General features: G+C 34.8%; 22 protein-coding genes, 1 tRNA gene and 1 other annotated feature. Of the genes, 21 read left to right on the top strand and 2 right to left on the bottom strand.

What is annotated here, in order from left to right; translation table 11 throughout:
- Positions 1-16: 16 nt before the first annotated feature.
- The 6 genes from ACTNDN_RS00080 to ACTNDN_RS00105 all read left to right on the top strand — a co-directional run bounded on the left by ACTNDN_RS00080 (position 17) and on the right by ACTNDN_RS00105 (position 3,457).
- On the top strand, positions 17-370 hold the full coding sequence (locus ACTNDN_RS00080; RefSeq protein WP_031534734.1) for a hypothetical protein: 354 nt from the start codon (positions 17-19) through the stop codon (positions 368-370).
- A 45-nt stretch (positions 371-415) separates the two neighbouring features.
- Entirely contained in the window at positions 416-889 is a 474-nt protein-coding gene (locus ACTNDN_RS00085) for a VanZ family protein (protein ID WP_048717716.1), read from the top strand.
- Between the two features lie 80 nt (positions 890-969).
- Positions 970-1,386, top strand: a complete 417-nt coding sequence (locus ACTNDN_RS00090; RefSeq protein ID WP_031534730.1) for a hypothetical protein — start codon at positions 970-972, stop codon at positions 1,384-1,386.
- A 411-nt stretch (positions 1,387-1,797) separates the two neighbouring features.
- Positions 1,798-1,870: transfer RNA gene (locus tag ACTNDN_RS00095), tRNA-Arg, on the top strand.
- A gap of 491 nt (positions 1,871-2,361) precedes the next feature.
- Positions 2,362-2,841, top strand: coding sequence for an Lrp/AsnC family transcriptional regulator (locus ACTNDN_RS00100; RefSeq protein ID WP_235247797.1), 480 nt, complete (start codon positions 2,362-2,364; stop codon positions 2,839-2,841).
- A 1-nt stretch (position 2,842) separates the two neighbouring features.
- Positions 2,843-3,457 carry a LysE family translocator gene (locus ACTNDN_RS00105; protein ID WP_441130372.1) on the top strand — a complete coding sequence of 205 codons (615 nt, stop codon included), beginning with the start codon at positions 2,843-2,845 and terminating at the stop codon, positions 3,455-3,457.
- Between the two features lie 379 nt (positions 3,458-3,836).
- Here ACTNDN_RS00105 and ACTNDN_RS00110 read toward each other — a convergent pair whose 3' ends face one another.
- Entirely contained in the window at positions 3,837-4,262 is a 426-nt protein-coding gene (locus ACTNDN_RS00110; RefSeq protein WP_441130374.1) for a general stress protein, read from the bottom strand.
- A gap of 572 nt (positions 4,263-4,834) precedes the next feature.
- On the opposite strand from ACTNDN_RS00110, the gene ACTNDN_RS00115 reads away from it, so the two are divergent.
- The 14 genes from ACTNDN_RS00115 to yihA all read left to right on the top strand — a co-directional run bounded on the left by ACTNDN_RS00115 (position 4,835) and on the right by yihA (position 24,083).
- Positions 4,835-5,026 carry a YolD-like family protein gene (locus ACTNDN_RS00115; protein ID WP_031534722.1) on the top strand — a complete coding sequence of 64 codons (192 nt, stop codon included), beginning with the start codon at positions 4,835-4,837 and terminating at the stop codon, positions 5,024-5,026.
- 432 nt (positions 5,027-5,458) lie between these two features.
- Positions 5,459-5,712: a binding site (T-box leader), on the top strand.
- Between the two features lie 116 nt (positions 5,713-5,828).
- Positions 5,829-7,544 (top strand): acetolactate synthase large subunit, encoded by a 1,716-nt coding sequence (gene ilvB, locus ACTNDN_RS00120; RefSeq protein WP_031534720.1) that lies wholly within the window; start codon positions 5,829-5,831, stop codon positions 7,542-7,544.
- Positions 7,541-8,059, top strand: a complete 519-nt coding sequence (gene ilvN, locus ACTNDN_RS00125; protein ID WP_031534718.1) for an acetolactate synthase small subunit — start codon at positions 7,541-7,543, stop codon at positions 8,057-8,059. Before ilvB ends, ilvN begins: the two co-directional genes overlap by 4 nt.
- A gap of 49 nt (positions 8,060-8,108) precedes the next feature.
- Positions 8,109-9,131 (top strand): ketol-acid reductoisomerase, encoded by a 1,023-nt coding sequence (ilvC, locus tag ACTNDN_RS00130; protein WP_031534716.1) that lies wholly within the window; start codon positions 8,109-8,111, stop codon positions 9,129-9,131.
- Positions 9,118-10,653, top strand: coding sequence for a 2-isopropylmalate synthase (locus ACTNDN_RS00135; protein WP_031534714.1), 1,536 nt, complete (start codon positions 9,118-9,120; stop codon positions 10,651-10,653). Before ilvC ends, ACTNDN_RS00135 begins: the two co-directional genes overlap by 14 nt.
- A 48-nt stretch (positions 10,654-10,701) precedes the next feature.
- On the top strand, positions 10,702-11,802 hold the full coding sequence (gene leuB / locus ACTNDN_RS00140) for a 3-isopropylmalate dehydrogenase (RefSeq protein WP_441130377.1): 1,101 nt from the start codon (positions 10,702-10,704) through the stop codon (positions 11,800-11,802).
- A gap of 144 nt (positions 11,803-11,946) precedes the next feature.
- On the top strand, positions 11,947-13,359 hold the full coding sequence (gene leuC, locus ACTNDN_RS00145; RefSeq protein ID WP_441130379.1) for a 3-isopropylmalate dehydratase large subunit: 1,413 nt from the start codon (positions 11,947-11,949) through the stop codon (positions 13,357-13,359).
- 14 nt (positions 13,360-13,373) lie between these two features.
- Complete coding sequence (gene leuD, locus ACTNDN_RS00150; RefSeq protein ID WP_031534703.1) at positions 13,374-13,964, top strand: 3-isopropylmalate dehydratase small subunit; 591 nt, start codon at positions 13,374-13,376, stop codon at positions 13,962-13,964.
- 226 nt (positions 13,965-14,190) lie between these two features.
- Positions 14,191-15,210 carry a tetratricopeptide repeat protein gene (locus tag ACTNDN_RS00155; RefSeq protein ID WP_441130381.1) on the top strand — a complete coding sequence of 340 codons (1,020 nt, stop codon included), beginning with the start codon at positions 14,191-14,193 and terminating at the stop codon, positions 15,208-15,210.
- Positions 15,211-15,425: 215 nt separating this feature from the next.
- Entirely contained in the window at positions 15,426-16,712 is a 1,287-nt protein-coding gene (gene tig / locus ACTNDN_RS00160; RefSeq protein ID WP_441130383.1) for a trigger factor, read from the top strand.
- Positions 16,713-17,075: 363 nt separating this feature from the next.
- Entirely contained in the window at positions 17,076-18,341 is a 1,266-nt protein-coding gene (clpX, locus tag ACTNDN_RS00165; RefSeq protein WP_031537048.1) for an ATP-dependent protease ATP-binding subunit ClpX, read from the top strand.
- A 612-nt stretch (positions 18,342-18,953) separates the two neighbouring features.
- A complete protein-coding gene (gene lonB / locus ACTNDN_RS00170) occupies positions 18,954-20,627 on the top strand; it encodes an ATP-dependent protease LonB (protein WP_031537050.1) in 1,674 nt (557 codons plus the stop codon).
- 544 nt (positions 20,628-21,171) lie between these two features.
- A complete protein-coding gene (lon, locus tag ACTNDN_RS00175; RefSeq protein ID WP_441130386.1) occupies positions 21,172-23,499 on the top strand; it encodes an endopeptidase La in 2,328 nt (775 codons plus the stop codon).
- The gene (gene yihA / locus ACTNDN_RS00180) at positions 23,496-24,083 is read left to right on the top strand and encodes a ribosome biogenesis GTP-binding protein YihA/YsxC (RefSeq protein WP_031537052.1); all 588 of its coding nucleotides are present in this window, start codon (positions 23,496-23,498) and stop codon (positions 24,081-24,083) included. The genes lon and yihA overlap by 4 nt, the downstream gene beginning before the upstream one ends.
- 130 nt (positions 24,084-24,213) lie before the next feature.
- Here the strand turns inward: yihA and ACTNDN_RS00185 are convergent, their stop codons facing one another.
- Entirely contained in the window at positions 24,214-24,702 is a 489-nt protein-coding gene (locus tag ACTNDN_RS00185; protein WP_031537053.1) for a LiaI-LiaF-like domain-containing protein, read from the bottom strand.
- 370 nt (positions 24,703-25,072) lie between these two features.
- Between ACTNDN_RS00185 and hemA the strand changes: the two genes are divergently transcribed.
- Positions 25,073-26,422, top strand: a complete 1,350-nt coding sequence (gene hemA, locus ACTNDN_RS00190; protein WP_031537055.1) for a glutamyl-tRNA reductase — start codon at positions 25,073-25,075, stop codon at positions 26,420-26,422.
- Positions 26,423-26,509: the final 87 nt, after the last annotated feature.

A 26,509-nucleotide genomic window follows, 5' to 3' on the forward strand; every position in this document is an offset into this window, starting at 1 on the left:
AGGAGGAGAAAGTCAAATGAGTATTCATTATCTGTTTAATACTTGGAGAGTCTCAGAGAATCAAGCTCCTGTATTTAGTAAGAAGTCTTATAACCTCCTGAGAATTAATTCAGAAAGCAAGGGTTACACAGGAGAAATACTAGGAGCTATTTTGTTTCTCCATTATGTCAAAGGTCTCACAGTTTCTGAAATTAGAAAAACTCCAATAGGCTATACTATCCCTTCTGTCCAAATAAAGAGCATATTAAAAGGATCATTTAATCCAAAGGCATATAATTTGTTTATGGATATGCTTAACACTGAACCTGATATGTTGGACAATTTATTGAACAAGGATAAAAAATCAATACTTAACTCAGCAATTGAATAAATACTAGGTCTTGGACATATACCTCTCTTTAGGGAGGTGTGTGTCTTGAAGCTTGTTAGCAATAAATACATTATTATTCTTTTTTGTTTTTACATTGCCTTAGTCTTGAAATTTAGTTTTATTGGTGTTGGTGTTTCTTTTCCAGAAAGGCTTTTAGGAAAATATGATGATGTATCACACAATTTAATCCCTTTTGAAACCATAGGGACTTATTTAACCAATTTTCATCATTATAATTTTAATACTTGGTTTTATAATACTTTTGGCAATGTTTTATTGTTTATGCCTTTAGGAATTCTACTTCCACTTATCTTTACTAAGATAGAGGGTATTAAACAGTTAATCCTAGCATCTTTTATTGGTATCCTGACAATAGAGATTGTTCAATATTTTACTTTGTTAGGTGTCTTTGATATTGATGATATTATTCTAAATCTATTTGGTGTTGTTATAGGCTTTTGCATTTTAAGTCAATATATAAAATTTAGAAAAAGGATCATCATACACAAGTTTAGATAGACAGTTGTTTATTTGTAGGGCAGATGTAAAACTTCTCATATTTTTCTAAGTTAAAGACAGAATAATTTAGAGGTGAAAATATGAGAAAAATACTCTTGCTCTTTATTTTATTTATTTTTATGTTTCCAACAGTATCCTTAGGGGACATACTGGGTTCAGAATGCCCTAAACCTGAAAATCTTGTGATGACTACTGATAAAGATAAAGATGAACTAGTAAAAGCCTTGAATGAAATTATTCCTAAAGTATATGGTAAAGGTTTTGAACATAAAGAATGGGAAATTGAAATTATTGAACCTATGCCAAGTCTTACAGGTTTTGAGGAGAATTATTACAAAATGGCAATACACTTTTGTGGGAAAGAAGTAGCAGATCATTCATGGTTTGTTAGGTTAAGGTTTCCAAGACTACTTCCTGCTCAAAGTGCATCATTAGGGGAGCTTTATATTGTAAAAGATAAAAATAATAAATGGTTTGCATGGTTTCAATATCATTAATAAAATAATGAAACAGGAGAGGCAACTTAATACCTCTCCTTTTATATTCCTAAAATTTAAATGTATTAATAATCTGATATGCCTTTTAACCATTTTTGTATTTTAGTAAGTCCCTTATCTTTGTGAAGGAAAAGGAGTAAGCATACTTTTTTTACTTTGACTATACCTGCTGAATGTCTAGATAACAGTTTGGAACTGTTTCAACAATAAGCTATAAATTTGCAACTTGAATTAGAAGATAAACCATGATATTTAGTCAGGAATTGAGTTATTCTGTTGATATAAGGTAATAGAACTTTGTTAGGGAATTGTACTAATCCCTACTATAATACATTGTAGACAGACAGTGAAAATTTAGTCTGTGTTAACCTTTGATATGCCTGTTGTTTGGCTGATAAGGGACAGTATTCCTCCCAGTAGCTCAGCAGGATAGAGCATACGCCTTCTAAGCGTACGGTCGGGAGTTCGAATCTCTCCTGGGACGTCAAGGGTTCGGAAAGAGAAAGTTTGAACCATATGAAGATGCTTCAAATCCTTATTTTAAGGGTTTGAAGCATCTTTTTTTTGGAAGAAAAGGAAACAAATAAAAAGATAAAGGTGCTTCTTATTCACAAATTTTACAAAAGGATATATGTGTTTGAAGTAAGTAAATCCAAAGTTAACGGGAAATTTACTATCTTCCATTGATAAACCAACTAATTCTCTGTTACCTCCTCTATTCAAGACCATTAGTGTATCTTAAATGTAGATACTATAACAGTCGTTCCCTTCTTTTATCATAATGTAATAATTTTGCGGAGGGTTTTTAACGTATTGGGAGTTTTTCTTTGCTTTAGGTAATAGATTAAGCCTATTTTACAAGTGAAATTTAGCAAATGGAGTACGATTTAGGCGAACGACTACTTAAATTTAATTGACTAACTTTCATAATGTAAGTAAAATATAAAAAAACTTATAAAAAGAAGGTGTATATTGATGAATTCTTATGATTTGAAAATAATTGAATGTTTAATGGCTAATTCAAGAATTAAATGGGCGGATTTGGCAAAGGAAGTTGGGTTGTCGGCGCCAGCAACTGCTGAACGTGTTAACCGATTAATTCAGCAAGGTGTAATTAAGAATTTTAGTGTCTTATTAGACTCTGAAAAAGTAGGGAGCGAATTAACTGCATTTGTTGCAGTATCATTGGAGCATCCGAAAAATAGAGGTCCTTTTTTAGAATTAGTAAATAAATTAGAAGAAGTTCAAGAATGTCATCATATTGCAGGAGAAGATGACTATTTACTTAAAATTAGAAGTAGAAATACAAAGGATTTAGATCGTGTGATTAGTCATGAGATAAAAGGTTTAAAAGGTATCATCAGAACAAAGACAACGATTGTCATGGATACAACAAAAGAAACTTTTCGAATGCCGTTACAAAAACATAAATTTTTAATAGAGGAAGGAGAGTAAGATGCTTATTGAATTTTATATAAAGGGATTACTAATTGGTTTATCAATTGCAGCACCAGTTGGACCAATTGGCGTTTTATGTATCCGAAGAACTTTAGCACATGGAAGAATAGTGGGATTAGTTTCGGGATTAGGAGCAGCTGCTGCGGATGGAATTTATGGATTAATTGCGGGATTTGGTTTAACTGTCATTACTAATTTATTAATTGGTCATCAATTTTGGATTCAATTAATAGGTGGATTTTTTCTTTGTTATTTGGGAATAAAAACGTTGACTTCTAAGGCTAGTTTTACACAGTCAGATACTCAAAAGAAAAATAGGATAAATGCGTTCGTATCAGTTTTATTTTTGACTTTAACAAATCCAATGACCATTCTATCATTTATTGCCATTTTTGCAGGTTTAGGTATTTCAAACTCAGAAAACACTATCATTTCTTCTGTTATTTTAGTGATGGGGGTGTTCTGTGGTTCTACTTTATGGTGGGTAATATTAAGTAGTAGTGTAGGATTATTTAGAAATCGAATTAGTGGCCAATCTTTAACGATTATTAATCGATTATCAGGATTAATCATTATTATTTTTGGTGGTATCACTTTATATGGATTAATATAATGTATTATATATCTACATTTCTAGAAGTAGTTAAAAAGTATTCCTCTGTCGTTACATAAAGGGGTTGACAGAGAAGTAATACGACCAAAGAAAACTCCAAACAATCATAGTTTGATCGTTTGGAGTTATTATTAGTTATGGAAAAAAGGTGTTTTCGTAATATTATTCACATCCTGAAAATACGTCGCTTTATCGGGCTTGCTCTTGAGTCGTCTGGCAAGATTTTGAACTTTTTTAACAGCCTCCGACGCTCACCTCTCCAAACCAATCGTTTATTTACTTTCAAATATGCTTTCCCATGAATCGAACTGGAGTCTACATGGATTCAGACTGCTTAGTTTTTTCAAAGTGAAAATAGGTTTATCTCACCATCTTTTTCTTATTCCACTTTCTTTCGTTCAACTGTGGTATGCATTGTTTGAGATGGCATGACTTCTACTTCATTATTATCGAAGTTTAGTTTATTTAGATTCTCTTGTTCTAATTCTCCCTCATTATCTAAGAGAACAATATATTTTCCTGCTTGTAATTCCTTTTCATATGGCTTAAGATCGGTGTCAGAAAAGAATGTCTTTAATCGATCTAAAAAGGATGTTGGCTCTACTTCTTCTATTCCAGTAGCAGTATCTACTTCTTCTATTCCAGTAGCAGTATCTACTTCTGTTTCTTGTTCAATTAATGCCGTTTGTTCGTTTCTTGTAATAACGGAAATATGATTGGGTGAATATCCTTTAGAGAGAAGTTCGTCTATAGCATTTACTGTTTCTTCAGGAGAATCATATATACCTACAACACTTTTTGTCATATACCTATTCCTCCTTTAAACAAATAGTTCTTGCATATTTTTTATATTCCCACTAGTCAGAGGGAATAAACAGTGGATTTTCTGTCTCAACAAAAATTCCTATTTTTGTGAATTAGCAAACTTTTTTCCCATAAAAAATAAAGAAATAGTTGTACCTTATATTAGAATAATGATAGAGAAATATCTCCTGTTAAATCCTCTATTTAATATTTTATTGGTTATCTTTTATCACAAGCAATGTAAGTATAGAAAGATTTCTATTTTAATATTCTGCTCTTTAATTTTCATTAAGACTCATCCTCATTCAAGGACAATCGCACGGGTTACGAAGGTTTGGATGATTTAACTAATACCTAACTAATGGAAGTTACACATTATTTCACCTACAAAGGTATAATTAGGAATAAAATAGCGAATAATGGAAGTAAGAAAAATAATGTTCAGAAAATCACTTATAACACTTGAAAACGCTTACTGTTATCGTGTATAATAGACTTAAGTAAAATAATCAAAAGATGAAACAATGTGAATAGATGAACATGACTAACATTATATAGAAGGAGACGTGCACCATGATTCTCAAAGAATTAGGAAGAAGTAGGCTAATTGTTATTAATTATTATAAGAATGGTTTTTTAGAAACATGTAAGGGACAAGTTCAGAAGCTAAATCTAATAGATCAAACCATTGATTTAAAAGATGATAAAGAAAACACGTATCAAATTCGTTTATCATGGATTCATGATATATGTGCGGTATCTTAGTTTGATTACCTAATTAATGCAATCGCTTTCTTTTTTTGCGGTTGCATTTTTTTGTCTGAAATTAAATTATATGAAACAAAATGAAAAAACAATGTAAGATTTTATTACATATTAGTTTTAAGTAAAGAATTATTTTATTATAATGAACCATATTAAGGATTTTTTTAGAATATTTTCAGCGAAAAAAGAATTTTTTAAATTTTTTAATTCATTAAAAAAGTACATGCATTCTTTATACAGCAATATTGTAAACGTTTTCTAAGTGTGGTTTCGTTGTTTAAATAATCAAACAATTCTCAAAAATACTGTTGACTCTTGTTTAAATTCAGCGTAAGATAACCTCAACAAATGAAAAACACAAAATGTTACATGCTAATTTAGCATAGCAAATAGACACCATGACTAACTGAATTTGTTTGACATGATTAATAGATTAATTCGATGATGAGGATAAGTAGTTTTCTATTTTGGATTCCAAAGAGAGCCGGTGGTTGGTGTGAACCGGTGAACCAATAGGAAATGAACTCACCTCAGAGTGTTAGCTTGAAAGGTAATCCTAGTAGAGCTAACCGAGTGTTTCCACTCGTTACCAAAAGAGAACGAACCGTTCAATTAAGTGCATACGCTTTTCGAAAGTGTATGAATAAGGGTGGTACCGTGGAAAGGAATGCCTTTTCACCCCTTTGATTACTAAAAAACATTAGTAATCATTGGAGGTGGGAAGGCTTTTTTCATGGAAAGAGCCCTTCTATTGATACAAATTAATTAAGTAATAGGAAAGTAATTTAGGGAGGTTATACAAATGTTACAGGAGACTGCCTTTGAAAAGACAAAGGCCCAAGTGAAACCGTTAACTGGTGCTGATCTCTTATTACAGGCTTTGGAAAAGGAAAATGTTGAATTTATTTTCGGATATCCAGGTGGAGCTGTCTTACCAATATATGATAAGATTTATGACTCTAAAATCTTTCATGTTCTGCCAAGACACGAGCAAGGAGGAATCCATGCAGCTGAAGGGTATGCGAGAATCTCTGGAAAACCAGGAGTTGTAATTGCGACATCTGGTCCTGGAGCAACTAATATTGTAACAGGACTTGCTGATGCAATGATGGATTCTCTTCCGCTGGTTGTATTTACAGGTCAGGTTGCAACAAGTGTAATTGGAACAGATGCCTTTCAAGAAGCCGACATTTTAGGGATTACGACCCCAATAACAAAATATAATTGTCAGGTTCGAAATCTTGAAGATATACCGAGAATCATAAAAGAAGCGTTCTACATTGCAACAAGTGGAAGACCAGGTCCTGTGTTAATTGATTTTCCGAAAGATATTGCGGCTACCATTTCAAGTGTTCCTGATGAAAAGGAAGTAGACCTTCCTGGCTATCAACCAACAACACAACCGAATTATTTGCAGATTCGAAAATTAACAGAAGCTGTAAGTGCAGCAAAAAAACCAGTAATCTTAGCAGGTGCAGGTGTCAATTTTGCAAAAGCTAGTGCTGAATTACTTGAATATGCAGAACAACAACAAATACCAGTCGTCCATACACTTCTTGGATTAGGAGGCTTTCCAGCTGATAACAAGTTATTTGTTGGTATGGGAGGGATGCACGGTTGTTACGCTGCCAATATGGCATTATATGAATCAGACTTATTAATTAATGTTGGGGCAAGATTTGATGATCGTTTAACTGGAAACTTAGCACATTTCGCACCGAATGCTGTTAAAGCACATATTGATATCGACCCAGCAGAGATTGGCAAGATAATTCCAACGAAAATCCCGATTGTAGCAGATGCGAAAGAAGCTTTGAGCATGTTAATTAAGCAGAAAGGTCTACATTCAGAGCATAGAGATTGGTTAGAAAAGATTGAAAATTGGAAAAATGAATATCCTTACTACTATAAGGAGTCTAATCTTCTTAAACCACAGCAAGTATTGGAGCTGCTTTTTGAAAAGACAAAAGGAGAAGCAATTGTAACAACGGACGTTGGACAGCATCAAATGTGGGCTGCACAGTACTATCAATTTAAAGAGTCCAACCGTTGGGTAACTTCTGGGGGATTAGGAACAATGGGGTTCGGGCTACCATCAAGTATTGGTGCACAATTGGCCGATCCAAAAGCGACGGTTCTAGCAATTAGCGGCGATGGAGGCTTCCAAATGTGTAGCCAGGAGCTTGCATTAATTAGGGAATTAAATTTACCAATTAAGATTATTATTTTTAATAATCAGGCGTTAGGAATGGTAAGACAGTGGCAAGAATTTTTCTATGAGTCTCGTTTTTCCCATAGTAAGGAGTCTTTTCAGCCTTCCTTTGTCGCTTTAGCAGAAGCATATGGAATAAAAGGATACCAAATATCATCTGCTAAAGAAGCTGCAAGCATTCTGGACGAAGTATTAGCGGTAAGGGAACCTGTATTATTAGATTTCCGTATTGATCCAAACGAGAATGTATATCCAATGATAGCACCAGGAAAAGGATTACATGAAATGGTAGGGATGAAGCCATGAAAAAAATAATTAGTTTGACTGTCTTGAATAAGTCAGGTGTATTAAATCGAATCACAAATCTTTTTTCGAAAAGAAATTATAACATTGAAAGTATATCTGTAGGGCATACAGAGCATGAAGGTGTTTCTCGAATTACATGTGTTGTACATGTAGAAAGTGATGGAATTATTGAACAAATAACAAAACAGTTAAATAAGCAGATTGATATATTGAAAGTGGTTGACATCACTGACCAAGCAATTGTTGCAAGAGAGCTAGCTTTAATAAAAGTACTTGCTACACCGCAGACAAGGCATGAATTATACTCAGTAATCGAACCATTTAGGGCTTCTGTAATCGATGTAAGTAAAGAAAGTCTCGTTATCCAAATTACAGGAGAATCAACCAAAATTGAAGCTTTTATTGAACTGCTTAGACCGTATGGAATTAAAGAATTGGCCAGAACTGGCACAACTGCATTCCCACGTGGATCTCAAAAAACAGCAACTCATAAAAGTAACTATTCTATCGTTTAAATCTAATATTAAATAAATCTAAATTTTACAGACGAAAGGGAGAAGAAAAATGGCAAAAATGTATTATAACGGAGACGCAAATTTAGGATATTTTGAGGGGAAAACAGTTGCAGTAATTGGTTATGGATCTCAAGGGCATGCTCATGCTTTAAATATGAAGGATAGTGGAGTAAATGTTATTATCGGATTAAGAAAAGGAAATTCATGGAATAAAGCAGTGGAAGATGGATTTGACGTATTCCCGGTTGGAGAAGCAACAGCTAAGGCTGATATTGTCATGATTTTACTTCCAGATGAGTTGCAAACAAAAGTATACAATGAAGAAATTAAACCAAATTTAACAAATCAAGCTTTAATGTTTGCGCATGGATTTAACATTCATTTTAGTCAAATTGTTCCTCCAAGTGAGAGTGATGTTTTATTGGTTGCTCCAAAAGGCCCAGGTCATCTTGTTAGAAGAACATTTGAACAAGAAGCAGGAGTTCCAGCATTATTTGCAATCTATCAAGATGTTACTGGTGAAGCGAGAGAACTTGCTCTTGCATATGCAAAAGCAATTGGAGCATTACGTGCCGGTGCATTAGAAACGACTTTTAAAGAAGAAACAGAAACGGATCTATTTGGTGAACAAGCGGTTCTTTGTGGAGGGTTGACAGCACTAGTAAAAGCAGGCTTTGAAACATTGGTAGAGGCAGGATATCAACCAGAATTAGCATACTTTGAGTGTTTGCATGAGTTGAAATTAATTGTTGACCTAATGTATGAAGATGGAATGGCTGGAATGAGATATTCCATTTCTGATACAGCACAATGGGGTGACTTTGTAACAGGGCCACGTATTGTAACAGAAGATGTGAAGAAAGAAATGAAAGCTGTACTTACAGATATTCAAGAAGGGAAATTTGCTAAAGGCTGGATTTTAGAAAATCAAGCAAATAGACCAGTATTTAATGCGATTAATGACAGAGAAAGTGAGCATTTAATTGAAAAGGTCGGAAAAGAATTGCGTGCAATGATGCCATTTGTTAAAAGCTCTAGGAAGAAAGAAGTGGTGGGTAGTGGCAAAAATTAAGATATTTGATACAACATTAAGAGATGGGGAGCAATCGCCAGGTGTTAATTTAAATTTGGCAGAGAAGTTGGTAATTGCTGAACAGTTAGAAAAGTTGAATGTAGATATCATAGAGGCAGGCTTTCCTGCTGCCTCTAAAGGTGATTTTCAATCTGTTCAACAAATTGCGCGAACGATAAAAAATAGTTCTGTTACTGGTCTAGCAAGGGCAGTAACATCGGATATAGATACTGCTTGGGAAGCTTTAAAAGATGGGGCAGAACCAAGAATCCATGTTTTTCTAGCAACAAGCCCCATTCATAGACAATATAAGTTGAAACTATCGAAAGAACAAGTTGTGGAGCGAGCGGTTTCAGCTGTTGCATATGCTGCTAAAAGATTTCCTGTCATACAATGGAGTGCAGAGGATGCTTGTCGCACGGAACTTCCATTTCTAGCAGAAATAATCGAAGAAGTAATTCAAGCTGGAGCACAAATAATAAATATACCAGACACTGTAGGGTATATTACGCCAAATGAATACGGAGAAGTTTTTCAATATTTAAAAAATAATGTTCCATCCATTGATAAAGTTTCTTTATCAACCCATTGTCACGATGATTTAGGGATGGCCACAGCTAACTCACTGGCAGCCATTGAAAATGGAGCAACACAAGTAGAATGCACTATTAATGGCATAGGTGAAAGAGCAGGCAATGCTTCGATGGAAGAAATTGTGGTAGCGCTTCATATCAGAAATGATCATTATCAGGAAAGAACAAGAATTAATCTGAAAGAGATTAGTAGATCAAGTAGCTTAGTTAGTGAATTAACAGGAATGGTAGTACCAGGGAATAAAGCAATTGTTGGTCGCAATGCATATGCGCATGAATCTGGTATTCATCAGGATGGGGTTCTTAAGGAGAAAACTACCTATGAAATTATTTCTCCAGAACTTGTTGGCTATGTGAACAATAACAATATGGTGTTAGGAAAGCATTCAGGCAGCCATGCATTTAAAACAAAGCTGCAAGAACTAGAGCTTCAGGTAAAGGAAGAGGATGTAAAGAATCTCTTTATTGCCTTTAAGGATTTGGCAGACCATAAAAAAGAAATCTCTGATGAAGACATTATTGCTATTGTGTTAGAGAACAAGCTTGCTAAGGAAGAGAAGTATTATGAATTAGTTGAGGTTAAGGTTCAACATAAAAATGATAATGAAGCAGATGCGGTCGTTAAGCTTTCTGGGCCGAAAAATGAATTAATCATTCAACATGGCACAGGATCAGGAAGTGTAGAAGCGCTGTATAACACACTTGAAATGTCTATTTCTGGTCAAGTAACGCTAAATGATTATCGAATACAATCATTAGGTGCAGGTAGAGATGCCTTAGCTCAAGTATTTGTAAGAGTGCAATATGACCAAAAAGAAAGTACAGGTAGAGGATTGGATCAAGATGTTTTAATAGCATCCGCTAAAGCATATATAAATGCTATTAATAGAGCTATTCTTGCAAAAGAACAATTTTTGGAAAAAGTGTAGGCTTTAAGGTCTGAAAACCAAGCCTTTGATATAGGGGAGCGAATGAAGATGAACAAAAGAATCGCTGTATTGCCAGGTGATGGAATTGGACCTGAAATAGTTGCTGGGGCAGTCAGAATTTTGCAAACAATTGAAACTTTATATGGCCATCAGTTCGAATTAACTTATGCAGATATAGGTGGATGTGCGACAGATAAAACAGGGACTCCATTACCTAATGAAACAATTACGATATGCAAAAATAGTGATGCCATTTTATTAGGGGCAGTAGGTGGTCCGAAATGGGATTCTCTTCCTGTTGAAAAACGTCCGGAGCAAGGACTATTAAAAATCAGAAAAGCATTGAACTTGTTTGCGAACCTGAGGCCGACAACCTGTTACGAAAGTTTAGCTGACTCGTCCCCTCTAAAGAAAGATATTATTGAAGGTGTGGACTTGATTGTTGTGCGTGAGTTAACAGGAGGCATCTATTTTGGGACACCAAGCGAACGTAGAGAAATAGATGGGAAGCCAGGTGCTGTAGATACACTGCAATATAAAAATGAAGAGATAGAGCGTGTCATCGAGAAAGCATTTGAAGTCGCAAAAACAAGATCAAAAAAGATTACTTCTGTTGATAAGGCAAATGTTTTGGAGACTAGTAGAGTATGGAGAGAGATTGCAAATCAAGTAGCAGAGAAATATCCGGATGTTTTGCTTGAGCATATGCTTGTAGATAATGCAGCAATGCAGCTTATTAGAAATCCAAAGCAATTTGATGTCATCGTTACGGAAAATATGTTCGGCGATATTTTGAGTGATGAAGCATCTGTCTTAACAGGTTCATTAGGGATGCTTGCTTCAAGCAGTTTATCAGAAGAGGGGCCATATTTATATGAACCGATCCATGGCTCTGCACCAGATATTGCAGGAGAAAATATTGCCAATCCATTAGCGACGATATTATCGACAAGCATGATGCTACGATTATCATTTCAGCTAGATAAAGAAGCAACAGTAATAGAAGAGGCTGTAAATAATGTCTTGAATAAAGGATATAGAACAAGGGATATTCTTTCACCAAATTGTAAAATTGTTTCTACAAATGAAATGGTAGAAGCTGTTAACAAAGAAATTTTCGAGTTAGTAGCATCGACACATGCTATATAAAAAAGAGAAGATAGAGCGGCAGTAATTGGGATATAGGGGACTAATAATAGAAAGAAACATGTTTATGGGCTTGTCAAAAGAATAATTTGACAGCCCTTTAATCTACAAAAAGGAAATAAAAGAAATGGATTGGAGGGCAAAGTAATGGGGAAATCCATTATCGATAAAATTTGGGAAAAACATATAGTGCATAGAGAAGAAGGGAAGCCAGATTTATTGTATATTGATCTGCATCTTGTTCATGAAGTTACTTCTCCACAAGCATTTTCTGGATTAAGAATGAAAAATCGGAAAGTAAGAAGACCAGATCGTACATTTGCAACGATGGACCATAATGTTCCAACACTTAACCGTTATAAAATAGATGATGAAATCGCGTTAAACCAGATGACTACTCTCGAAAAAAACTGCTTAGAATTTAATATTCCTTTAGCAGGGCTAGATAGTCCTGAACAAGGGATTGTCCACGTAATAGGCCCAGAGCTTGGATTGACACAGCCAGGAAAAACAATCGTTTGTGGAGATAGTCATACATCGACCCATGGAGCTTTTGGAGCCCTTGCTTTTGGAATAGGCACAAGTGAAGTAGAGCATGTTCTTGCTACACAAACTTTATGGCAAACTAGACCAAAAACATTAAAAATAGAGGTCAACGGTAAGCTTGCTCATGGTGTCAATGCGAAAGATGTTATTCTTTATATACTTTCTAAATATGGAGTTAACTTTGGTACTGGCCATGTTATTGAATATACAGGGGATGTAATTCGTAATCTTTCAATGGAAGAAAGATTGACTATTTGTAATATGTCCATTGAAGGCGGAGCCCGTGCAGGGTTAATATGTCCAGATGAAACGACCTTCTCCTATTTAAAAGGAAGAAAACACGCACCAGAAAACTGGGATAAAGCAGTACAAGAATGGCGTAGCTTAGTTTCGGACGAAGATGCTACCTACGATAAAGTTATTACGATTGATGGTCATGATATTGCGCCAATGGTTAGTTGGGGTACAAACCCATCTATGACTGCAAAAGTAGATGGAAAAATTCCAGCAACAGAAAATTATCAAGACGAAACAGATCGTCGTGCCCTACATAGTGCGCTTTCGTATATGGGGCTAAAAGAAGGAATGGCCATTACCGATATTGCAATTCAGCATGTGTTTATAGGTTCCTGTACAAATTCCAGAATAGAAGATTTAAGACAAGCAGCGAGTGTTATTAAAGGCCAAAAGGTATATCCAGGAGTGAGGGCACTAGTTGTCCCAGGTTCTCAAAAAGTAAAGAAACAGGCAGAGGAAGAAGGACTGGATAAGCTATTTGTAGAAGCTGGTTTTGAATGGAGAGACGCAGGTTGCAGTATGTGTTTAAGTATGAATAATGATGTGGTTCCAAGTGGGGAACATTGTGCTTCGACCTCAAATAGAAATTTCGAAGGACGGCAAGGAGCCGGTGCCAGAACTCATTTAGTTAGTCCATCGATGGCTGCTGCTGCAGCATTATATGGACGATTTGTTGATATCCGAAAAATGAATGTAGAATTACAAGCTACAACGTAAAGGAGGAAGCAATTGTGAGTGGTTTTAAGAAGCTTTATGAAAAGGCAGTAGCAATGGATCGAGTAAATGTAGATACAGATCAGATTATTCCAAAGCAATTTTTAAAGCGCATCGAAAAGACGGGATTTGGAAAATTTGCTTTTTTTGATTGGCGCTATTTGAAAAATGGAGAACCAAATCCAGAATTTGAGTTGAACTATCCTGAAAATCAAGGAGCTTCTATATTAATCGCTAATAAAAACTTTGGTTGTGGATCATCCAGAGAGCATGCACCATGGGCTCTTCAGGATTTTGGGTTTTCTGTCGTTATTGCTCCATCCTTTGCAGATATTTTTTATCAAAATTGTTTGAAAAATGGAATGCTTCCTATTCAATTACCTACAGCAGAAGTGGAGTATCTTTTAAAGGAAGCCCAAAATCAACCTTATTTTCTTCATATTAATTTAGAAGAGGAAAAAGTAGAAGATGATCAGGGCTTTACTGCAACATTTACTATCCATCCATATTGGAAAAAAATGTTGACTAACGGCTGGGATGAAATTGAAATTACGATCCAGTACAGTGATAAAATAGCAGATTATGAAAAGTCTGTTACACAAAATTAGCAGTTGACTTCGCTTAGATAACCTTTAGAAAACAGGTGCTTTCCTGCCTTTCTAAAGGTTTTTTTCTTTTGAGCCTATTTTATAGTTAAAATGATTACTATTACTTCATTATAAAATTAAATTTAACATTTTCATTATTATCAAGAGTTAATGAAAAGTTCAGGTTGCATCTAAATAGAAAAAAAGCTACACTAGCAACAAAAAGAATGTATAGGCGGTTAAAAGGATGAAGAAACGGGAGCAGGAAAAAAAAGATAATGTTATTTTTTTTCCCGATTTAGATAAACGTTTATTACAAAAGGGCTTAGATGCCATTTCAGATAAGCAATATAAAGAAGCAATTGCTTATCTAGAGGAAGCAAAAGAGAGAAATCCTTTTCATAGTGAAATTAACATTGGGTTAATTCTGTCTTATTACGAGCTAGGTTTATTGGAACCGGCAAAATACTTAGCAAAAGAAATGCTGAAAGAGGGACAGGGTGACTATATACATGTGTTGGACTTATATATCATGATCCTTGTGCAGCTACATGAATATGAAGAAATTGTTTCAACGATTGAAGTATTGTTAGAAGATCACCAAATTCCTGCCAATAAAATCGAGCACTTTTCAAAAATGCTTACTTTTAGTAGAAAAATGGCAGAGTCTTCTCCACTAACAGAAAAGGATAATTTAATGGAAGAAACTACGGGTGAAACGGAGAGATTAATGGAATTAGAAGATCCACAGGAACAAATGCTTCTTATTGCTAAAATGTCTAGTCAAAACATCCGAGCTTCTATTGAACAAGTAAAACAGTTTCTTCAGGAGGACGAAAAAAACCCGTTTTTAAAAACGATGTTAATTAATATTTTGCGAGAGCAGGATTATGACAAAGAAGTAGTGATTCATAAATTTACTCGAACCATAACCGTAAAGCCAACCAATTTAAAGGATATTAAAGAGCAAGATCAATATAAAAAGATAATGACATTTCTGATTGATTATGTTGAAAGTAATGATCCCGTTTTATTCGAAAATATTAAAATGTTAATGGATCGACAATTTTTTTTGCTTTATCCATTGGTACTTGAAGATTATAGTCCTGAAACATGGGCCGCATCCTATCATGCTGTCGTAAATGAATATTTTGGCCAAGAGGATACACAAGAGATTCTCTCAATATATGAAGTAAATGAGGATAATTTTGAACAAGCTAAAGCCTTCATTTATCAACTAGAGGAAATTTCTTATCCTAATATTTAGGCAAGGATGTTGAAACAACTAGAACCTATGATATAATGTAATGGTTGCATTTAGAAAATGCGAATATGTTTATTTCTTACTAGATAACTTTCTGCCATTATTAGGTGTGAGCTTTTTCGTTTGAAATAGCTTTCAAACAGTAATAAAGAAGTTTATCTATACATTAAGTAGAAGTAATGAAAAAGTAGAATAGATTGTTGGAGGGAAATTATAGTATGTCAGCTAAATGGGAAGTTTTAGAAGGGAACCGTGGCGTTCTTACAATTGAATTAGATGCAGAAAAATTAAACGAAGGTTTAGATTTAGCATTTAAAAAAGTAGTTAAGCAAGTAAATATTCCTGGATTCCGTAAAGGTAGAATTCCACGTGGAATGTTCGAACAACGTTTTGGTGTTGAATCTTTATACCAAGATGCAATTGATATTCTTTTACCAGAAGCTTATGCAAATGCAATTGAAGAAACTGAAATTGAGCCAGTAGATCGTCCAGAAATCGATGTTGAACAAATCGAAAAAGGAAAAGCATTAATTTTCAAAGCAACTGTTACAGTGAAGCCTGAAGTAACATTAGGTGAGTACAAAGGGTTAGAAGTACCTGCTGTTGAAACAACTGTTACAGATGAAGAAGTTGAAGCTGAAATTAAAGCATTGCAAGAAAAACAAGCTGAGTTAGTAGTAAAAGAAGAAGGTACTGCTGAATTAGGCGATACAGTTGTTATGGACTTCGAAGGATTCCAAGATGGAGTTGCATTCGAAGGCGGAACTGCTGAGAACTTCTCATTAGAACTTGGTTCAGGTCAATTTATTCCTGGATTTGAAGAAAAATTAGTAGGAGTTGCTACTGGCGAAACGACAGAAGTAGAAGTTACATTCCCAGAAGAATACCATGCTGAAGATTTAGCTGGAAAGCCTGCTACATTTAAAGTAACAATTCATGAGATCAAAGGAAAAGAACTTCCTGAATTAGATGATGAATTTGCAAAAGACGTAGATGAAGAAGCTGAAACATTAGCTGAATTAAAAGAAAAAATTAAAACTCGTCTAGAAAATGATAAGAAACATCAAGCGGAACATACAGTACGTGATACGGTTGTAGAAAAAGCTTCTGAGAATGCAACAATGGATATCCCTTCTGCAATGATCGATACAGAAATTGATCGCATGATGAATGAATTCGAACAACGTCTTCAAATGCAAGGTATGAACCTTGAATTATACTTCCAATTCTCTGGACAAGATGAAGCTGCTTTAAAAGAGCAAATGCAAGAAGACGCTGGAAAACGTGTTCGTTCTAACTTAACTCTTGAAGCAATTGTTGCAGCAGAAAATATTGAAGTAACAGAAGAAGAAGTAAATGCTGAACTTGAAAATATGTCTCAAATGTACAATATGCCAGTAGATGCTATTAAACAAGCACTTGGCGGTGTAGAAAACTTACAAATGGACATTAAAATGAGAAAAGCAATCGATTTCCTTGTAGAAAACAGCAAAACTGTTGCATAATAGAAGTAAGAAAAAAAACTAAGGCGCGACTATTTCGTGCCTTAGTTTTATATTAGTGTTAAATAACATATAATATGGGTAACTATAATATAAGTTACTCTACCGTACAGGAATATACAGACAAATCAAGAGATAATATTTCCAGATTTAAAGAAGCGAAATCTGGTTATGCTTAAGAAAGTACATACATTTTACCGTTATTGGATGATTAGGGCTGATTACCCAAGCTGAATTATTTCCTGTACATTACCATCATGTGATACAATTCAATACATAACTGTTGAAAAAAGTAAGTTTTGTTTCAAACCAATAATATTCCGTAACGGTAAAAATATACAAAAAGAAGTATTAAGGGGTGAAGGCATGTTTAAATTTAATGACGAAAAAGGCCAGTTAAAGTGTTCATTCTGCGGAAAGACACAGGATCAAGTTCGTAAATTAGTTGCTGGTCCAGGTGTATACATTTGTGATGAATGTATAGAGCTATGTACAGAAATCGTGGAAGAAGAATTAGGTACAGAAGAAGAAGTAGAATTTAAAGATGTACCGAAACCAGCAGAAATTCGCGATATCCTTAATGAATATGTCATTGGACAGGATCAAGCGAAAAAGGCTCTTTCTGTTGCAGTGTATAATCATTACAAGCGCATTAATTCAAATAGTAAAATTGATGATGTGGAATTATCAAAAAGTAATATTGCGTTAATTGGGCCAACTGGTAGTGGTAAAACACTTCTTGCACAAACATTAGCAAGAATATTAAATGTACCATTTGCTATTGCAGATGCAACAAGTCTAACAGAAGCTGGATATGTTGGGGAAGATGTAGAAAATATTCTCTTGAAATTAATCCAATCTGCAGATTATGATGTAGAAAAAGCAGAAAAAGGTATTATTTATATTGATGAAATTGATAAAGTTGCACGAAAATCAGAAAATCCTTCCATTACAAGAGACGTCTCTGGTGAAGGTGTTCAACAAGCATTATTAAAAATTCTAGAAGGTACTGTAGCTAGTGTTCCGCCTCAAGGTGGCAGAAAGCACCCTCATCAAGAATTCATTCAAATTGACACAACGAATATCCTATTTATTTGTGGTGGTGCATTTGATGGTATCGAACCGATTATTAAAAGACGTTTAGGTCAGAAAGTAATTGGTTTTGGTTCAGATGGTAAAAAGGCAGAAGTGGAAGATAAAGATTTACTTGCGAAAGTATTACCAGAAGATTTATTACGCTTCGGGTTAATTCCAGAATTCATTGGACGTCTTCCAGTTATTGCAAGTCTTGGACAATTAGACGAAGAGGCATTAATTGAGATTTTAACGAAACCAAAAAATGCTTTAGTAAAGCAATTTAAGAAAATGCTGGAATTAGATGATGTCGAATTAGAATTTGAACCAGAAGCTCTAAAGGAAATTGCTAAGAAGGCAATTGAAAGAAAAACAGGGGCACGTGGATTAAGATCTATTATTGAAGGTATTTTGTTAGATATAATGTTTGACTTACCTTCAAGAGACGACATTGTCAAATGTATTATTACAAAAGAAACAGTAACGGAAAATGCATCTCCAAAACTTGTTTTAGAAGATGGAACAGTAGTGGAGAAAGAAACAAAAACATCTGCATAACAACAGTTATAAAAGAGAATCATTTGGTGTAAACCACCATTGATTCTCTTTTTTTTTATGTGATTTTATTCCCCATCAACAACAATAGGAGAGAACCCCTTTTTTATCGCACTGGACAGTAGACTTTCACTCTTTGCTAATGAGAACGCAAGGAAGATAGTGAATATACTTGTCCATAAGGTACTCTTGTGTCAACTACTAAGAAGGAAAACCACCATTGTTGGAAGTTCCACTTTAAATTTCTACATACTCCACATATTTTTTCCATGAAAACTTGTTTATTCCAACAAAGGGAAGGAGATACTATTTTTTAAAGACAAGGCACTATTAGGTATGTGGTCTTTCATTGGTGTCTACGCTTATTGGAAATGAGCATTTCATCAATCTTTGTATAATTCATTAAGATAGTAAATCAATAATCCTTAATTGGTAAAAATGTCGGAATTGACATGCTATCTCACTTCTTATGTAAAGAGTAAAGGAACATACACGCATGCTTACCGAAGAACCTACTCAAAAGAGTGAATGAAAGATTTGCCCCTATCTGTAGATTTTTTAAGGGACATACATATGTGAGGTTCTAAAACAACATGATTATAGGAGGTATTATTTATGAATTGGGCGGAGATCGCTTTATTTGTACAATTATTCTTCGGGATTATTATCGGACTTTATTTCTGGAACTTATTAAAGAGTCAGAGAACACAAAAGGTTTCGATTGACCGTGAATCAAAAAAAGAAATGGATCAGCTAAGAAAGATGCGTGCCATATCCTTAACAGAGCCGCTTTCTGAAAAAGTACGTCCAACAAGCTTTGCTGATATTGTAGGACAGGAAGATGGCATTAAATCATTAAGAGCAGCACTCTGTGGTCCAAATCCACAGCATGTTATTATTTATGGACCTCCAGGGGTCGGTAAAACAGCGGCAGCAAGACTGGTATTAGAAGAAGCAAAGAAGAACCAGAAGTCACCCTTTAAGCCAAACTCTGTGTTTGTGGAATTAGATGCTACAACAGCTAGATTTGATGAGAGGGGTATTGCAGATCCGTTGATTGGATCAGTTCATGATCCGATTTATCAAGGGGCTGGAGCGATGGGACAAGCTGGTATCCCACAGCCGAAGCAAGGAGCAGTTACTAACGCTCATGGTGGAGTTTTATTTATTGATGAGATTGGAGAACTACATCCAACACAAATGAATAAGCTTTTAAAAGTGTTAGAAGACCGAAAAGTTTATTTAGAAAGTGCTTATTACAATGAAGAGAATACACAAATTCCTTCCCATATACATGATATATTTAAAAATGGATTGCCTGCAGATTTTCGACTAATTGGAGCAACAACTCGAACACCAAACGAAATTCCTCCAGCAATTCGTTCAAGATGTATGGAAGTATTCTTTAGAGAATTAACAAAAGAAGAAGTTATAAAAATTGGCAAAAAAGCTGCAGATAAAGTGAATATGTCCATAAGTGAGAAAGCTCTCGATACCCTTTCAGAGTATGCAAGAAACGGAAGAGAAGCAGTTAATATGGTTCAGATTTCCGCTGGCCTTGCGATAGGTGAGGAGCGGAGCTTTATTAAGGATGATGAGGTAGAATGGGTTATTAATTCAAGTCAGCTTTCTCCTAGAATGGAAAGAAAAATTAATAAACATTCTACTATTGGAGCAGTTAACGGGCTTGCGGTTTATGGATCCAATATTGGAGCTTTATTAGAGATTGAGGTAACTGTTATTCCGGCAAAAGATGGGAAGGGAAGCATCAATATTACCGGTATTGTGGAAGAAGAGAGTATTGGAGGACAAGGTAAATCGATTCGAAGAAAAAGCATGGCAAAGGGTTCAATAGAAAATGTTATTACGGTTTTACGATCAATGGACGTTCCAGCAGACCAATTTGACATCCATGTCAATTTTCCAGGTGGTATACCGATTGATGGACCGTCAGCAGGTATTTCTATGGCAACTGGTATTTATTCTGCTATTTACAAGCAACCGGTAGATCGAAAAGTAGCAATGACAGGGGAAATTAGTATTCATGGAAAAGTAAAACCGATTGGAGGAGTAGTAGCGAAAGTGAAAGCAGCTAAAGCTGCAGGCGTTCAAAAAGTTATTATTCCACAAGAGAATATGCAGGCTATATTGGAGGAAATAAAGGACATTACCATTGTTCCGGTTCAATCACTTAATGAAGTTATCGAGCATGCATTACTTAAGGAAGAATGGAAGGAAGAAGCAATTCCAGCGTCTACAATTGCATGGACAAAGAAAGAAAGTATTTAATTCCTTATATTACATAAAAAATGCTTTCAGTAAAAGCATTTTCACTGTCGGCTAATTCAGTTAAGAGAGAGTTGGTCGGCAGTTTTTTGTGAAGCCGTATGTATGGGGGGAAGATAATAAAAGAAAACCTGTAGATATAACCTATATTTTAATAAATGAAAAGATTATTATATAATGAAAAAGAGGAGAATAGGTGTTGATATTTTTCTTTTTTGAATGGAAACCACCTAAATAAGCCACTTTATTAGAGAAGGCTTATTTTAAATGGATCTATGCATTATTTGGATAATGTCTTTTAAAAGTTATTTCTCCTCGTGAAATTCTATCTAAGTAAACAAAATACAGATTAAGAAGAGTAGAAAAGGGGAATCGAAAAATTAGTTCTATTTTTTCGGACTGTCTAATAACTCTAGTTAATAGACACATTTTCATAAATGAGATAGAATTGTACAAAGCATTAGAATGCAAGGGATGCCTATATCGATAGAAATAGTGCGATTAGGCGCTAAAAGTAAGGGATTTTTTAAGCTGGAGGTGCAACGTCATGGAGGAAAATAAAAAAACAATAGTCCCCCTCCTGCCGCTTCGAGGATTACTGGTTTATCCAACGATGGTACTTCATTTAGATGTAGGTCGTGATAAATCTGTTCAAGCTCTCGAAAAAGCAATGGTAGAAGACCATTTAATTTTTCTAACAATGCAAAAAGATATGGATATAGACGAACCCGAAGAAGAGGATTTATATAAAATTGGAACATTAACAAAAGTAAAACAAATGTTAAAGTTACCAAATGGAACAATAAGAGTCCTTGTTGAAGGGGTACAAAGAGCAGAGCTGGAAGAATTAATGGAGGAAGATGGATATTTTGCAGCAAGTCTGCACCTTTACGAAGAAGAAACTTCAAAAGATGTAGAAGATGAAGCATTAATGAGAACAATGCTGCAGTATTTTGAGCAATACATAAAAATTTCTAAAAAAATATCCCATGAAACATATGCAACAGTTTCTGATATGGAAGAGCCAGGTAGAATGGCTGATATTATTGCTTCTCATTTACCCATTAAATTAAAAGAAAAACAAGAGATTTTAGAAATGCTAAACAATAAGCAAAGAATGAATTATGTGATTGATATCATTCAAAACGAAAAAGAAGTTTTAAATTTAGAGAAGAAAATCGGTCAACGTGTAAAGAAATCCATGGAAAGAACACAAAAGGAATACTATTTACGGGAACAAATGAAAGCTATTCAAAAAGAGCTAGGCGATAAAGATGGAAAAAGTGGTGAAGTAAGCACACTGCTTGAAAAAATTGAGGAATCAGGAATGCCCGATCATGTAAAAGCAACTGCTTTAAAGGAATTAGATCGGTATGAAAAAATTCCTTCCACCTCTGCAGAAAGCTCTGTCATCCGCAATTATATCGATTGGCTATTAGCGTTACCGTGGACGAATGCAACAGAAGATGATTTGAATCTAATTAAAGCGGAAAAAATCTTGAATGACGACCATCATGGACTTGAAAAGGTAAAAGAAAGGGTATTAGAGTATTTAGCCGTACAAAAGCTTACAAACTCTTTAAAGGGCCCTATTCTTTGTCTAGCTGGACCTCCTGGAGTCGGGAAAACGAGTCTTGCGCGTTCTATAGCACGCTCTTTAAACCGTAATTTTGTTCGCATCTCTTTAGGTGGAGTGCGTGATGAATCGGAAATAAGAGGACATAGACGAACTTATGTTGGAGCAATGCCAGGAAGAATCATTCAAGGAATGAAAAAAGCAGAGACGATTAATCCAGTATTTTTATTAGATGAAATCGATAAAATGTCCAATGATTTCCGTGGAGATCCTTCCTCTGCTATGCTTGAGGTACTTGATCCTGAGCAAAACCATAATTTTAGCGATCATTATATTGAAGAAACATATGATTTATCGAAGGTTATGTTTATTGCTACAGCCAATAATTTAGCTACCATACCTGGGCCATTGCGTGATAGAATGGAAATTATCTCAATTGCTGGATATACAGAAATCGAGAAAATTCATATCGCGAAAGATCATCTATTGCCTAAACAAATTAAAGACCATGGATTATCTAAATCTCAGCTTCAAATTAGAGAAGATGGCATCCAAAAAATTGTCCGTTTATATACAAGAGAAGCAGGAGTCCGTACTTTAGAAAGACAACTTGCAACCATTTGCCGCAAAACGGCAAGAATGATTGTTACAGGTGAAAAGAAAAAAGTAGTGATAACTGCTAAAAATATTGAAGATTTCCTTGGTAAGCCTATTTTCCATTATGGTCAGGCAGAAGAAGTAGATCAAGTTGGTGTTGCAACTGGCCTTGCTTATACGACAGTTGGGGGAGATACTTTGCAAATTGAAGTATCTTTGGCTCCGGGAAAAGGTAAATTAGTTTTGACCGGAAAATTAGGTGATGTAATGAAGGAATCTGCTCAAGCTGCATTTAGCTATATTCGTTCTAAATCAGTAGAGCTAGGAATTGACGCGAATTTCCATGAGAAATATGATATTCATATCCATGTCCCAGAAGGTGCAGTACCAAAGGATGGACCATCTGCAGGGATTACAATGGTAACTGCTCTTGTTTCTGCTCTTTCTGGCAAACCTATCAAGAAAGAAGTAGGGATGACAGGAGAGGTAACGCTCAGAGGACGAGTTCTGCCAATTGGAGGATTAAAGGAAAAATCCCTTGGTGCTCACCGTGCCGGTTTAAAGACCATTATCATACCAAAAGATAATGCTAAGGATATCGACGATGTTCCTGAGAGTGTAAGAGAAGAACTAGACTTTATTTTAGTTTCACATGTAGATGAAGTATTAAAACACGCGTTGAACGGAAGTGTAAATCTTTGAAAGTTAATCAAGCAGAAATAGTAATTAGTGCCGTAAAACCCAATCAATATCCAGAAGGAAATCTACCAGAGTTTGCTTTAGCTGGAAGATCGAATGTGGGGAAATCATCCTTTATTAATCGTATGCTTGGACGAAAAGCGTTAGCTCGCATTTCGTCCAAACCGGGAAAAACACAAACATTGAATTTTTATTTAATCAATGAAATCCTGCACTTTGTTGATGTACCTGGTTATGGTTATGCAAAAGTTTCTAAGAAAGAAAGAGAAGCTTGGGGAAAAATGCTTGAAACGTATTTTACCTCAAGAGAGCAGTTAAAAGCAGTTGTTTTAATTACAGATCTTCGCCATCCGCCAACTGCTGATGATATTTTAATGTATGACTTCTTGAAGCATTATGGAATACCATGTGTCGTAATTGCTACAAAAGCAGATAAAATATCAAAATCACAATGGCAAAAACATTTAAAAGTAACAAAAGAAACATTAGGGCTTAGTGCAGATGATTACTTAATCCTATTCTCATCCGAAACGGGAGAAGGAAAAGATAAAGTTTGGTCTCTGCTAGAACATTTAGCAAATAAATAAAAAATCGACTCACATCAGCTAGCATAACTAGTTGAAAAGTGAGTCGATTTTTTATTTTAGTATAGATGTATAGATTTAACTTTCTGGCTACAATCATGACCGTAGCCATTTTGTATTATGTATAACACTTTTATTTCCTCTTTTTCGATACTAAATAATATCCCCCAACGATGATGAATAGAATGGGTATCAAGTTATTTAAAGTATGTGGACTAATCTTTAAGAATGTTAACGAGCCGAGAATTTCTTGATAAAAAAGCAAAAGAACAGCTAACAAGAGAAATAGAAGACCATTTAACATTCCCTGCCCCATTTTCTGATTTTGAAGAATAAAGCCAAGAGCAATAATTAAAATAAATGTACCTGTGTGATCTGGCCAGATTGCAAGCTTATTCACTAAGTGAAAGTGTAAGCCAAAGCCAGTTAAAATCACACCTGGTAAAATGACAGCATAATCCTTCCCACTATAGCCTTGAAAAAGAAAGGCAATCCCAATAATAATTAATAGGGTTGGCCATGTATATAGATTGGGTAGAATGGTAATATTAAATTCTTTTAAGATAAAATAAAATCCAAAACCAATTAATACGATACCGGAGAACCATTTTTGTGTTTTCATTATTTCCTCCACTTCCAAAAAACTCAGCTTGAATACATAGAAGATTTTTGTTACTGTACAATGAGTAAAGTACTATATTTAACAAAAAAACTAAGATTACAACGATAATTTTATAAAAGAAGTATAAACTATTACTAGTAAATAACGTAAGTATAATTCTTTTACTGTTATTAATACTATATCTTACCATACGAATTCACAATTTGTTCACATTTATAGGGCAAAATGTTTCCCATTTTTGAAATGATTTTGTTATAATAACTACGTGTTAATAATTATTATAATTTAATTTATTTATATAAATGGTTTTTAAAATGTTCTTTATGATTAACAAGGTAAGAACAACTTTTTGGGGGTGTCATTAGGTAAAATGCATATAGTAGCTGTCGGACTAAATTATAAAACGGCCCCAGTAGAAATTCGTGAACGTTTAACATTTGATTCAGAGCAAATAGGGGAAGCTATGAATCAATTACAAAATAAAAAAAGTATACTAGAAAATATTATTATTTCAACATGTAATCGCACGGAAATATATGCAGTAGTTGATCAGCTTCACACTGGTCGATATTATATAAAGCAATTTTTAGCAGAATGGTTTCAGTTGGAACAAGATGAGTTTGTTCCTTATTTATTTGTGTATGAACAAGATGGAGCTTTAAATCATTTATTCCAAGTTATTTGTGGTTTAAATTCAATGGTTGTCGGAGAAACACAGATTCTTGGCCAAATTCGCACAAGCTTCTTGACAGCACAATCCATTAAATCTACTGGTTCAGTGTTTAACCAGTTATTTAAACAGGCTATTACTTTTGCAAAGAAAGCACACACAGAGACAGAGATTGGCGCAAACGCTGTGTCTGTAAGCTATGCAGCAGTAGAATTGGCAAAAAAAATATTTGGTACCTTGCAAAATAAGAATGTTCTCATTTTAGGTGCAGGAAAGATGGGCGAGCTTGCTATTCAGAATTTGTATAGCAACGGTGCTAAAAATGTAACTGTGATAAATCGCACATTTGAAAAAGCGGAAACACTTGCAGATCGTTTTGAAGGGCAAGCAAAACCGATGAATGAGCTGCAATGTGCATTAATTGATGCAGATATTGTCATTAGTTCAACTGGGTCTAACACATTCGTTATCACAAAGGCATTGATGAAGGCAGTTGAAAAAATCCGCAAAGGTAATCCGTTGTTTATGGTGGATATTGCGGTCCCACGTGACTTAGATCCTGAAATAACTGAATTAGAAAGTGTATTTCTTTATGATATTGACGATTTAGAAGGAATTGTAGAAGCAAACCTCCAAGAACGCCAAAAAGAAGCAGAAAAGATATTGATTATGATAGAAGCGGAAATTATTGAATTTAATCAATGGCTTCATTTATTAGGCGTCGTGCCAGTCATTTCTGCACTTCGGGAAAAGGCCCTAGCTATTCAAAGTGAAACAATGAAAAGCCTAGAAAGAAAGCTCCCTCATTTAAGTGAAAGAGAGAGAAAGATTTTAAATAAGCATACGAAAAGTATTGTGAATCAAATGTTAAAGGATCCGATTCTTCAAGCGAAGGAACTTGCGGCACTTCCAGATGCTGACCAATCGATGCAGCTATTTATGAAAATCTTCAATTTAGAAGCCGATACACAAAAAGAATCGAATAATGTCGTAAAGGAAGACGAGAAAGAAGCATTTTCTCCAATCACTCAGCCGTCCATTCAAGTGTGATAAATATAACGAATGAATGCTTTTACTCTATTAAACGGAAAGTTTGCTTTTTAAATTGCTATCCTGTAAAAAAATCTCTGCGGATGG

The organism is Niallia sp. HCP3S3_B10, from assembly GCF_052064465.1.
GTDB lineage: Bacteria > Bacillota > Bacilli > Bacillales > Cytobacillaceae > Niallia > Niallia hominis.

What these genes read in the sequence shown, in the direction of transcription:
- lonB (WP_031537050.1), top strand. Translation starts at nt 18,954, where the DNA reads ATGAATTGGGCGGAGATCGCTTTATTTGTACAATTATTCTTCGGGATT.
- tig (WP_441130383.1), top strand. Translation starts at nt 15,426, where the DNA reads ATGTCAGCTAAATGGGAAGTTTTAGAAGGGAACCGTGGCGTTCTTACA.
- ACTNDN_RS00115 (WP_031534722.1), top strand. Translation starts at nt 4,835, where the DNA reads ATGATTCTCAAAGAATTAGGAAGAAGTAGGCTAATTGTTATTAATTAT.
- ilvN (WP_031534718.1), top strand. Translation starts at nt 7,541, where the DNA reads ATGAAAAAAATAATTAGTTTGACTGTCTTGAATAAGTCAGGTGTATTA.
- ACTNDN_RS00080 (WP_031534734.1), top strand. Translation starts at nt 17, where the DNA reads ATGAGTATTCATTATCTGTTTAATACTTGGAGAGTCTCAGAGAATCAA.
- ACTNDN_RS00100 (WP_235247797.1), top strand. Translation starts at nt 2,362, where the DNA reads ATGAATTCTTATGATTTGAAAATAATTGAATGTTTAATGGCTAATTCA.
- ACTNDN_RS00105 (WP_441130372.1), top strand. Translation starts at nt 2,843, where the DNA reads ATGCTTATTGAATTTTATATAAAGGGATTACTAATTGGTTTATCAATT.
- lon (WP_441130386.1), top strand. Translation starts at nt 21,172, where the DNA reads ATGGAGGAAAATAAAAAAACAATAGTCCCCCTCCTGCCGCTTCGAGGA.
- ACTNDN_RS00155 (WP_441130381.1), top strand. Translation starts at nt 14,191, where the DNA reads ATGAAGAAACGGGAGCAGGAAAAAAAAGATAATGTTATTTTTTTTCCC.
- ACTNDN_RS00110 (WP_441130374.1), bottom strand. Translation starts at nt 4,262, where the DNA reads ATGACAAAAAGTGTTGTAGGTATATATGATTCTCCTGAAGAAACAGTA.
- hemA (WP_031537055.1), top strand. Translation starts at nt 25,073, where the DNA reads ATGCATATAGTAGCTGTCGGACTAAATTATAAAACGGCCCCAGTAGAA.
- ilvC (WP_031534716.1), top strand. Translation starts at nt 8,109, where the DNA reads ATGGCAAAAATGTATTATAACGGAGACGCAAATTTAGGATATTTTGAG.
- ACTNDN_RS00185 (WP_031537053.1), bottom strand. Translation starts at nt 24,702, where the DNA reads ATGAAAACACAAAAATGGTTCTCCGGTATCGTATTAATTGGTTTTGGA.
- leuC (WP_441130379.1), top strand. Translation starts at nt 11,947, where the DNA reads ATGGGGAAATCCATTATCGATAAAATTTGGGAAAAACATATAGTGCAT.
- clpX (WP_031537048.1), top strand. Translation starts at nt 17,076, where the DNA reads ATGTTTAAATTTAATGACGAAAAAGGCCAGTTAAAGTGTTCATTCTGC.
- ACTNDN_RS00090 (WP_031534730.1), top strand. Translation starts at nt 970, where the DNA reads ATGAGAAAAATACTCTTGCTCTTTATTTTATTTATTTTTATGTTTCCA.
- ilvB (WP_031534720.1), top strand. Translation starts at nt 5,829, where the DNA reads ATGTTACAGGAGACTGCCTTTGAAAAGACAAAGGCCCAAGTGAAACCG.
- leuB (WP_441130377.1), top strand. Translation starts at nt 10,702, where the DNA reads ATGAACAAAAGAATCGCTGTATTGCCAGGTGATGGAATTGGACCTGAA.